Source organism: Mobiluncus sp., from assembly GCF_985070215.1.
Genome location: NZ_CFKZQR010000004.1, coordinates 80,185 through 90,438 on the forward strand (window position 1 = coordinate 80,185; position 10,254 = coordinate 90,438).

Below are 10,254 nucleotides of genomic sequence, written 5' to 3' on the forward strand. Positions count from 1 at the left end.
ACGATTCGGGCCGGTTTTCGTTGCGCGTGGCACTTGCCTAGAATTGAGCTATGAGTAAAGTCGTTGTTATCTACCACTATGACCCCGCCCGTGAAGCCGACCGTGCCACGATTCGCCCCGAACATTTGGCTTACCTGGGGAACTTAGAAAAATCCGGGAAACTTCAGGCCGCCGGTGCCTGGATGAACGAAACCGAAAAACCCGGCGCGCTGTTGCTGATGAACGTCGAGACCCCGGAGGAAGCGTTGACGTATCTGAAGCACGATCCCAACCAGGTTCATGGCATCGTGCAGGAAATCGAGACTCACCAGTGGGGACCGGCCATCGGTTCCTAATTGCTGAATCTGCATAGTTGGTTGGCACGACTTCATGCCTTTTATCCGTTGGTTTTTTTCCTACGTAGACTGGTTTGTTTCCACCCTGCTGTTGATTATGATTGCGGGGATTTTTATCCCCCTGCCCGCCGCAGTAGTGACATTTGTGGGAACGGTTAGCCACTATGCGATTGCTGTACTGTTCTTTGTTTACGGGGCGCGCCTGAAAACTGCCGAGGTTATGGGCGGACTTAAGAACTACCGCCTGCAGCTGGTAATTCTGGCCTCGACTTTTGTGCTCTATCCCCTGCTGGGTTTTTTGAACTATCAAGTCTCCGGGTGGTTCCTGGGGCCCAGTTTTGCCTTGGGCATGTATTACACCTGCCTGCTGCCTTCCACGGTGCAGTCCTCTATCGGTTTTACGTCCATCGCCGGGGGCAATGTCGCCGGGGCGGTCACGGCAGCCACTATCTCTAACCTGGTCGGGACGTTCGCAACTCCCCTGTTGGTCCTGTTGCTGCTGGGCAAGGCCGGTACCGTCTCGCTGACGACTCTGCGCGATATTGCCGTATTGATTTTGCTGCCTTTCGTGCTGGGGCAGCTCAGCGGACGCTGGACCCGCAACTGGTTGAACGCCCACCCCATCATCACGAAAACAGTCGATAAAGGCACGATTTACCTGGTGGTGGTTTCTGCGGTTTCCGGTGCGAAGCTGCATGGTTTGTGGGACACCGTGGGGGCTTTAGACTTCGTGCTGATTGGGGCGGATGCCTTCGTCATCGTTGGTATCATGCTGATTTTAACGTGGTTTGGGTGGGGAACTCTCTGCGCTTTGAATCGTGCTGACCGTATCGCCGCCATGATGTGCGGCTCGAAAAAGTCCCTGGCCACCGGCCTACCGATGGCCATGATTATCTTCCCAACTTCCCTGTTTGGCGCTATCGCTGTACCCATCATGCTGCTGCACTTAGAGCAGCTCATCATGTGTTCGGTCATTGCTTCACAGTTGGGACGCGGTGCCGGTTCCCGGAAAGCGGATTTCTGAAAGCCTAGCCTCGGACTGCCCATGCTACGGCCTCACTGACAGCTCCCGGCCCACCCATGACCACGGACAAACCACGGTTAGGCAGCTGTTCCAATCGGGCTGCGGCGGGTGCAGACAGGACATTGGGGTTGGTCAGCAGCAAGCAGGAGTTACGGTGTGCGGCCAAAGCCGCTCCTGCCAGACCATCGGGAAAGTTCACTCCACTGGCGATGACCGCGGAAGTGGCACCGGGAGCAAAGGCTTGGGCGACAAACTGTGCGGTTTGATATCGATCCAAACCTTGAATGGGCTGCGACTTGTATCCTGCTAATCCGGCTTGATTCCACGCCTGCACCGCCGGTCCGCCAATAGGAAATATACTTCCGCCCGATTGGACTTGATGGTTTCGAATAAACTCAACCGTTTCTGGCGGGAGGGAACCTCCTGCGTTCAGCACCACCACACCGTGTGTGAACGCTGCGCCCGCTCCTGAACTCAGCGCATCGGGAAATGAAAGGCCGTCAGCCAAGAAAATTGGTGTTTGAGCGATACCGCGTTGATTCCATTCTGCAATAGTTTGGCCGGCAACCGCCGCCGCGGTACCGTATCGATTCGTGCCGTAAATGTGACTGACCTGCACCCCGCGGGCCTGTAAGGCTCCTAACGTGGCAGGGTCAAAAGCGACCTGGCCCCCCACCAATCGCACGTCGCGAATTCCCCTGGCTTGGATTTCAGCAACTGTGCCAGGTTCTACAAATGGACCGTTCGACAGGACCAGAGGAGCGCCCAGCGCCGCGGCTAAGGGGCCGGCGCTGAGGGCATCGGGCGCTGCGGTGCCGGTGGCAATGACCAGGGAAGGGCCGGTAAATCCGCCTTGACGCCAGGCAGCAATAGAGGTTGTGACCCGGTCAGGCCCGAAAACCCGACCCGGTGCAGGATTGGCAGGTAGCGCAGGTTGGGGTTGCTGATTCGGCTGCTGATTAGGGGGTGTTTGAGGTTGCTGATTGGGAGCCTGATCGTGGCCGGGATTGGCAGACGGATTCGGTTGCGCTGGCACTATCCAAGGCGCGCCTTCCCAGGGAACCGCTTTGATTGACTCAAAAATCCACCTAGCGAACGCTGCGCTAGGGACAAATTTGTAGTCCTCAGGCTGCAGGTATCCCCGCGGCGCTTGCACCGCCGCGGACAGCACACCATAGACCACCCCACCGCTGACCAAAGGACCGCCGGAATCCCCGACTTCGGAAATATTGCTGCTGGCAGAACGAGCGTAAAGAAACCCATCCCCCGGGCTGCCTAGAGAACTCAACTGCCCGACTTTCAAATCAACACCGGTGCCGAAACCGTAAAACTGGGCCGCGGCACCCGAACTCAGGTTTTGGACACTGAAGGGCAAAGTATTTTTTCCGGGGGCATTGAGTTTTACCAACGCTACGTCCAGGTAAGGGTGACCTACGATATTGGTGACGTGGTAAGGCCAGTTGTAGTTCACGTGCGCACCCACGGAAGCATAGGCATGTTGAAGATCCGCGTTGGTTACACAGTGCTTTGCAGTCAGCACCCAGTCCGGGGTGACAAATGTACCGCTGCACTTCATCCACCCGGAATCGTTACGGTTCACAATCTGGAGAGCCACAGCCCAATCAGTTCTGTAGCCTCCGGCCAGGTTGCCCCCCTTGATAGCTTGAGCAGGAACCGGCATAGCCAAAAGGCCGGCAGAGAAAACAAGCACGGTCAGTACAGTCCACAAATGACGGAGATTTAGATGTCTGCTCACAATGATAATTTATCGGCGAGTTTGGGAAGTATTTAGATTTCCACGTCTTTCGGGGTTAATCGCGATGCCCTTGGTTCGCCCGATGTCGGCTGACCAATAGAGAAGTCACCGTGGTAATAATCAGCACCCCGACGATGTAACCCAAAGACACCGGGATGGTCGCTTCGGGTAGTCCGGTAAAGGGCTGGCCACCGTTGATAAACGGAATTTCGTTCGTACTCAACGCGTGAATGATGAGTTTACCCCCGATAAAAGCCAGAATGGCAGCCAGTCCGTAATGCAAGAAAATCAAGCGTTCCATCAGGCCTTCGATAAGGAAGTACAACTGGCGCAATCCCATCAAGGCAAAGGCGTTGGCGGCGAACACGATGAAGGCCTCGTTGGTGAGACCGAAAATGGCGGGAATGGAGTCAACCGCAAACATCACGTCTGCTGACCCCACCGCCACAACCACCAGGAGGAAGGGCGTGATGTGACGTTTGCCATCAATCGTCGCAAAGTATTGATGCCCCACATAGTCGGGCGTGACCGGGAAAATCCGGCGCACCCAGGCCACAAAAACATTATCTTTGTATTCCGCCTCTTCCTCGGAACTCGCGCTGCCTTCACGAATCTGTTGCACCGCGGTAAACAGCAAGAACACACCAAAAATATAGAAAATCCAGCTGAACTGCTCGATGAGGGCGGCTCCCAGCAGGATGAAAATGAGACGGAACACGAGCGCCAAAGTGATGCCGACCGCAATGATTTTTTGCTGGACCTCGCGCGGGGCTTTAAAGGCCGAAATGACGATGACAAACACAAACAAGTTATCCAGAGACAGTGACCACTCGGTGACCCAGCCGGCGAAGTATTGTCCGCCCAAATCCCAGCCCAACGTCAAACCGATCACTAACCCGGCCGCCAAAGCTATGACGATGTAGATAGCGGTCCACGTCGCTGCTTCCTTTAGGGAGGGGAAATGGTCCTTGCGAACGTGGGCAAAAAAATCAAAGGTCAAAATGCCGATAACAACGACAAAGAGAATTATCCAAGCCAATAAGGGCACATGCATGTGTAAACGTTCCTCCGGTACGAAACTAGTTGGGTACCGAAAGTCTCTCCCCGCCTGACGTTTCGCAGGCCGATGACACCGAGTGTCGCGATTCCGCAGTATGGACGGCGGATGGCTTCACTGTGATGACGATGCCCCCATTAGTGGGAATACTCCCTCTCGTACCTGCAATTGTATCAGTATGCGGTCACGTTTCTAAAACATGGGACTTAAGTACTATGATGTCGCTTGTCGAAGCATACGGCCCGCATTGTTGCCGGTCTAATAATTTTCAGAAAGGTTCAATATGTGCATAACTACAGTTGTACCCGCAGGAGCCGCTGGAACCACGGCTAACCCCGCAGGCATCGCCATCGCGATGATTATCTATTTCGTAGCCATGATCATGATTGGAATCTATGGCTATACGCGTTCCAAGAGCTTGGACGACTACATGCTGGGCGGGCGTGACCTGCCTCCGTTCGTAGCCGCCCTTTCCGCTGGCGCAGCAGACATGTCCGGCTGGTTGATGATGGGGCTGCCCGGAGCCATGTACCTCAGCGGGATTTTCAACGGCTGGATTGCGATTGGTTTGACCGTCGGAGCCTGGATCAACTGGCTGGTCACCGCGCCGCGCTTGCGTGCTTATACGGAGGTCGCTGGCGACTCGATTACGGTCCCCTCGTTCTTTTCCAACCGTACTCACGATGACTCGAAAATCATCCGCTACGTAGCGGGCATTATCATCGTGGTGTTCTTTACCCTGTACGTGTCCTCCGGCATGGTGGCCGGCGGTACTTTCTTTAAATCCACCTTTGGCTGGGACTACCACGTCGGCATGGTGTTTGTGGCCGGCATCGTGATTCTCTACACCCTGGTCGGCGGCTTCCTGGCTGTGTCTTGGACAGATATGGTGCAAGGTTTGATTATGATGGTGGCCTTGGTAGCGGTGCCGATTATGGGCTTGGTCGTTATTGGCGGGTTCGGTGGTGTCGCCGAGGGTCTGTCGACTACTGGCGACAACTCCCTGTTGAACCCCCTGGGCACCGGACTCGACGCCGTCGGGTGGATGGACTGGATTTCCAACGTAGCGTGGGGATTTGGTTACTTCGGGATGCCCCACATTATTGTGCGTTTCATGGCGCTGCGTTCCCCCCGTCAAGCTACTCCCGCTCGGCGCTTCTGGCTGGGGTGGATGGTGTTCTGCCTGGTCGGTACCGGCATGACCGCCATTATCGGCCGTGCCATGAGCGAAAAGGGCATGATTCCTGATTTGCTACCGAAAGAGGGCGTGGAGGGCAACCCCCAAGAAACCGTGTTCCTGGTCATGGGGACCACACTGTTCCCGGCCATTATGGCTGGCTTCATGCTGGCTGCTATCCTGGCCGCAATTATGTCCACTGTATCCTCGCAACTGCTGGTCACGTCCTCGGCCATGGTCGAGGACATCTATCACGGGGCAACCAAGAAAGAACTCAGCGATAACAAGGGTGTTCTGCTCGGCCGTATCACAGTTCTGTTGGTGTCCGTGGTGGCGGCCTTGCTGGCTATAGATCCATCGAACTCCGTACTGGGACTGGTGTCCTTCGCCTGGGCAGGTTTTGGCGCTGCTTTTGGCCCCATCGTCATTCTGTCTCTCTATTGGAAGAAACTTACCTGGCAGGGAGCAGCTTCTGGCATGGTCGTGGGTGCCGTGGTGGCGGTGCTGTGGAACAAAGCGTTCAACAACGGCGATGCCTCGTGGATTGTCTATACGCACCTGTACGAAATCGTGCCCGGATTTTTGCTGTGCCTGCTGGTAGCTTGGCTGGTTTCCAAAGCGACTTGGCGGGATGATCCCCAGATTCTGGAGGAATTCGAACGTGCCGTGGCCATCGCTAAGGGTCAGCCCGATCCGAAGGGTCTGATTAAGACTCTCGAGGAAAAGCAGTCTCAATCCGTTGCGGAGAAGAAAAATTCTTGAATTTTTCTAAAATAGACGTTAAAGTCTGTGCAAAAAACCTCAGTAAATGATAGGTAAAAGGGTACGGAATTACTCTCGCGAGCAACGAGTACTCCGAGCGAAAACACAACACCAAAGGAGATAAGTTGAAACCGCTCAATGAACAAGAATTAGCTGAGTTGAGAGAAGTCGGTCAGCTAGCTGTAAAACGCGCTCAGAAGTGGATCGAGGCCTCAAAGAAATACCCGGTCGATTACGCTTCTAAACTGCTTTCACGCACTTTAAAAGATCCGCGTGGCTTGGACTTCACCGTTGCGTTTGTCGATGAAGTTGTGCGTCCGGAGGACATCAAGATTGCCGGAGATAATCTGGCGGCCCTGGTGAAAGACAATAAGCCGTCTTTCCTGCCTCCCTACCTGAAACTACCGGCTGTCTACGGTGGGGCTTTGGGTACGGTTGTTCCCGATATTGCGGTTCCGGCGGCTCGGCGGGTGTTCCGTGAACTGGTGGGCGACCTGGCGATTGACGTGACAAACAAGTCTCTGGGGCGAGCTATTGCGAAACTGCGCGCGGACGGGTCTCGGCTGAACATGAACCTTTTGGGTGAAGCTGTGTTGGGTAACAAGGAGGCCTCCCGGCGTCTGAACGACGTGGTGGAACTGCTGCAGCGTGACGATGTGGACTACGTGTCTATCAAAGTCTCCGCCGTAACCGGACCGCACATCGCCTGGGACTACCAGAACATGGTGGCTTACGCAGTCGAAAACCTGTTGCCGCTCTATCGGGAAGCCAACAAGTTCAGCCCCAAGAAGTTCATCAACTTGGACATGGAGGAATATCACGACTTGCACATGACCATCGATGTGTTCAAGCAGTTGCTGGACCGCGAGGAGTTCAAGGATTTAGAGGCCGGTATCGTGCTCCAGGCCTACTTGCCGGATTCGCTGGAAGCCATGCAAGACCTACAGGCTTGGGCCGCGAAACGCGTCGACAACGGCGGAGCTCGCGTCAAGGTGCGTGTGGTCAAAGGCGCGAACCTGTCTATGGAACACGTCGACGCCATGATACACGGCTGGCCGATGACCCCGCAGCCCTCGAAACAGCACACTGACGCAAACTATATGCGTATCCTCAACTATGCACTGACCCCCGAGCATACTCGGAACATTCGTATCGGCGTAGCTGGCATGAACGTGTTTACCGCCGGTTTTGCTTATGAGTTGGCCAATAAGCGCGGGGTGTTCCAAAACCACGGTTGCGAGTTCGAGATGCTGACGGGCATGAACAGCTCCATGGCCCGCGCGGTCATGGAGGACACCGGTCCATTGTTGTACTACGTTCCGGTGGTGCACCCCGAGGAATTCGATGTTGCCATCAGCTACCTGGTGCGTCGTCTGGAAGAGATTGCCGCGGAAGAAAACTTCATGAGCGCGGCTTTTGAGCTGACCACGAACCAGGCTATGTACGAACGGGAACGCAACCGCTTCGAGAAAGCTATTTCTATGGTCAACGACCTGGAGTTCGGGCCGCGCCGTCATCAAGACCGCAGCCAGGAAACCGCTGAGGAACTGGCCAAACTTGTCCAGTACGATTCCGGTAAATGGGCGTTCCGCAACGTTCCGGATTCCGATCCGTCCTTGCCGGCCAACGTGGCTTGGGGTGAGTCGATTGCGGCCAGGATGCAGGATTCTCAGATCGGTCAGGATACAGTCGATGCCTCCAAGATCAACAACGAGGACGAATTGCAGGCCGTACTGAATCGCGCTGAGGAGGGCGGCGCGAAGTGGTGGGCGCTCAGCCCGGAGGAACGCGGCGAGATTCTGCACCGTGCCGGTGTCATCATGAGCCAGCATCGCGCCGAGTTTATCGAAGTGATGGGTTCCGAAGCCGGTAAAGCCATTGACCAGGGTGATGTGGAAGTATCCGAGGCCGTTGATTACGCGCACTATTACGCCGATGAGGCTATCGCCATGTCGAAGGTGGCCGGTGCGAAGTTCACTCCCGCCAAGATTACCGTGGTGACGCCGCCGTGGAACTTCCCGGTGGCTATTCCCGGCGGTTCTACCATTGCCGGTTTGGCGGCGGGTTCTCCGGTTATTTTGAAGCCGGCTACCCCCGCTCGCCGCTGTGGGGCGTTGCTCGCGGAATGCCTGTGGGAAGCGGGCGTTCCCAAGGACGTGCTGCAGCTGGTGACCTTGGCCAATCACGACTTGGGCAAGATTCTGATTACCGATTCGCGGGTGGAACGCGTCATTCTGACCGGCGGTATCGAAACCGCGCAAATGTTCCGCTCCTGGCGGCCTGACCTGGGCCTGTTAGCCGAGACTTCCGGCAAGAACGCCATTATCGTCACCCCTTCGGCTGACCTTGACCTGGCGGTAAAGGACGTTGTCACGAGTGCGTTTGGTCACGCGGGGCAAAAGTGTTCTGCCGCGTCGTTGGTTATTTTGGTTGGTACAGTTGGTAATTCCAAGCGTTTCCACAACCAGTTGATTGACGCGGTGCAGTCCCTGAAAGTCGGCTACCCGTGGGATTTGGGTATCCAGATGGGGCCGGTCGTGGAAAAGCCGGGCGAAAAGCTGATGCGCGGCTTGACCCAGTTGGAGCCCGGCCAGAGCTGGGCAGTCAAGCCCAAAGAACTCGATGATTCCGGGCGGCTGTGGAGCCCTGGCGTGCGCGCTAATGTGAAACCCGGCAGTGAGTACCACATGACCGAATACTTCGGACCGATTTTGGGCGTGATGCGCTGCGACACTTTGGAAGAAGCTGTCGAGTTGCAAAACCAGGTTGAATACGGTTTGACCGGCGGTATTCACACCCTGAATCCGGACGAAATCAAGTACTGGCTCGATCACGTTCAGGTCGGTAATGCCTACATCAACCGCGGTATTACCGGTGCCATCGTGCGCCGTCAGCCGTTCGGCGGCTGGAAGCGTTCGGTCGTGGGTGCCGGTTCCAAGGCCGGCGGCCCCTCCTACCTGTACGCTTTGGGTGAATGGAGCCCGGATGACGCCACCTTGAGCGACATTTCTGGTTCAGCCTCCGGAACTTTGGCGCGGGAATTGACTGCGTTGGCAGGTGAAATCGGAGACCAGGACAAACTTGAGAAGTCCTTGGCTGGCGATGAAACCGCTTATGCTCAGGATTTCCAGGTTAATCGCGATCCGTCTCAGCTCGGAGTGGAACGCAACATTTTCCGTTGCCTGCCCGTTCCGGTCCTCGTCCGTTTCGGTGAAAACGTCAAGAACTGGGAGATTGCCCACGTGCTGCACTCCGGTTTGCTGGTGGGTTCCAAGATTACGGTTTCCACCGCCAAGCCGTTGACCCCTGGCCTGGCTGGTTTTGCCTCCAAGCACGGCGTCAGTGTGATGGTTCAAGATGAAGCCGCCTGGTTGAACTGGGCACGGAGCTGGGCTGCTCACGATGCCGGCTATGACGGGCGAATTCGTATCATCGGTGAAACTCGGACCAAGGTCGCTGAAGCTATCGATGGTTCTGTTGACATCGCTATCTGGGATCACCCGGTCACCTATTCCGGTCGGGTCGAAATGATTCCGTTCCTCCACGAACAGGCGGTTGCCTTGACGAACCACCGCTTTGGCGATCCCACGCCGATTACCAAGGGTATCCTCGAGGACCACGTGGTGGATTACTAATCCACCCTGCGGGCTTTGAACTCATAACTTAATACATCCGGTGGCTGCTGAATATCAGCAGCCACCGGTCTGCTCAGTTCATTTGCAAACTTCAATCCCGCAAGCGGCCAGGGCACAAAACCGGTCAAACTAAGCGAACTCGGCCGCCCTTTGCCGCTAACATAACCTGAAACACAACCCGAAAGGCTAGTTGCCCAAGGCTTTCCCCCGGCGGATTTCTTTCTTTAGGTCGGCGATTTCATCACGCAGCCGGGCAGCCAACTCAAACCGCAGCTCACTGGCAGCCGCGTGCATCTGGTCAGTCAACTCCGCGACCAGAGAAACTAAGTCCACAGTATCTTCATCCGCGCCATGCTGAGTTGACCGGTCCTCTGCCGCATTGGCCCGCGCCCCGCTGATGACCTCCCCAGCCGCGCGGGCCGCCGCCCCCTCCCCCGCCGCCCCGCGGGGGGGGGCGGGAGGGGTTTTGTCTGGGCGGGGGGAGCCCCGACCCCAAAATTTCCGCCGG

Annotated in this window: 7 protein-coding genes; 4 read left to right on the plus strand and 3 right to left on the minus strand. The window is 56.3% G+C overall.

Annotated features, from left to right (window positions below; genetic code table 11):
* Positions 1–50 precede the first annotated feature (50 nt).
* Both AC5LBQ_RS01765 and AC5LBQ_RS01770 read left to right on the plus strand, forming a co-directional pair.
* Positions 51–335, plus strand: a complete 285-nt coding sequence (locus AC5LBQ_RS01765; protein WP_282921572.1) for a YciI family protein — start codon at positions 51–53, stop codon at positions 333–335.
* A 34-nt stretch (positions 336–369) separates the two neighbouring features.
* Positions 370–1,359: a bile acid:sodium symporter family protein gene (locus AC5LBQ_RS01770; RefSeq protein ID WP_493264452.1), complete on the plus strand. Its 990-nt coding sequence runs from the start codon at positions 370–372 to the stop codon at positions 1,357–1,359.
* Between the two features lie 4 nt (positions 1,360–1,363).
* Here the strand turns inward: AC5LBQ_RS01770 and AC5LBQ_RS01775 are convergent, their stop codons facing one another.
* Entirely contained in the window at positions 1,364–3,070 is a 1,707-nt protein-coding gene (locus tag AC5LBQ_RS01775) for a cell wall-binding repeat-containing protein (RefSeq protein ID WP_493264453.1), read from the minus strand.
* 100 nt (positions 3,071–3,170) lie between these two features.
* Entirely contained in the window at positions 3,171–4,169 is a 999-nt protein-coding gene (locus AC5LBQ_RS01780; protein WP_491680674.1) for a TerC family protein, read from the minus strand.
* A 286-nt stretch (positions 4,170–4,455) separates the two neighbouring features.
* On the opposite strand from AC5LBQ_RS01780, the gene putP reads away from it, so the two are divergent.
* Together putP and AC5LBQ_RS01790 are read left to right on the plus strand one after the other, a co-directional pair.
* On the plus strand, positions 4,456–6,111 hold the full coding sequence (gene putP, locus AC5LBQ_RS01785; protein WP_295026703.1) for a sodium/proline symporter PutP: 1,656 nt from the start codon (positions 4,456–4,458) through the stop codon (positions 6,109–6,111).
* A 125-nt stretch (positions 6,112–6,236) separates the two neighbouring features.
* Positions 6,237–9,746 carry a bifunctional proline dehydrogenase/L-glutamate gamma-semialdehyde dehydrogenase gene (locus AC5LBQ_RS01790; RefSeq protein ID WP_493264454.1) on the plus strand — a complete coding sequence of 1,170 codons (3,510 nt, stop codon included), beginning with the start codon at positions 6,237–6,239 and terminating at the stop codon, positions 9,744–9,746.
* Positions 9,747–9,932: 186 nt separating this feature from the next.
* Here the strand turns inward: AC5LBQ_RS01790 and AC5LBQ_RS01795 are convergent.
* On the minus strand, positions 9,933–10,254 hold a 322-nt coding region (locus AC5LBQ_RS01795), incomplete at its 5' end, for a UvrB/UvrC motif-containing protein (protein WP_493264455.1).